At 68.7% G+C, this 607-nt stretch carries 1 pseudogene; it reads right to left on the bottom strand.

What is annotated here, in order from left to right:
* Positions 1-607 (bottom strand): annotated as a pseudogene (locus BIV03_RS17610) (glucose-6-phosphate isomerase); the annotation flags it as partial.

Here is a 607-nt window from a genome sequence, read left to right as displayed (position 1 = left end):
GCGCGGACCTCGTCCGCGGTCTTGCCGAACGCGAGCGCCTTCGTCTGCGCGAAGAAGTTCGCGAGGAACAGCGCGTGCACGTCCTGCCCGGGCTGCACGGCCTTGCCGTCGCCGGTCTCGTCCTTGAGCGGACGAGCGGGCTTCGCGACCGTGATGAAGTCCGTCGGGATGAGTCGCGTGCCCTGGTGGATGAGCTGGTAGAACGCGTGCTGGCCGTTCGTGCCCGGCTCGCCCCAGAAGACCTCGCCGGTCTCGGTGGTGACGGGCGAGCCGTCCCAGCGGACGCGCTTGCCGTTCGACTCCATGGTGAGCTGCTGCAGGTACGCGGCGAAGCGGTGCAGGTACTGCGTGTACGGCAGGACCGCGTGGCTCTGCGCGCCGAGGAAGTTCGAGTACCAGACGTTGAGCAGGCCCATGAGGACGGGGACGTTCTGCTCGAGCGGCGTCGTGCGGACGTGCTCGTCGATGGCGTGGAAGCCCGCGAGGAACTGCTCCCAGTTCTCCGGGCCGATCGCGATGACGACGCTCGTGCCGATGGCGGAGTCGACCGAGTAGCGGCCGCCCACCCAGTCCCAGAAGCCGAAGGCGTTCTCCGGGTCGATGCCGA

Origin of the sequence: Curtobacterium sp. MCBA15_016, assembly GCF_001865105.1 — a bacterium.
In the GTDB taxonomy this organism is placed as follows: Bacteria; Actinomycetota; Actinomycetes; order Actinomycetales; family Microbacteriaceae; genus Curtobacterium.
This window is presented reverse-complemented; position numbering and strand designations above follow the sequence as displayed.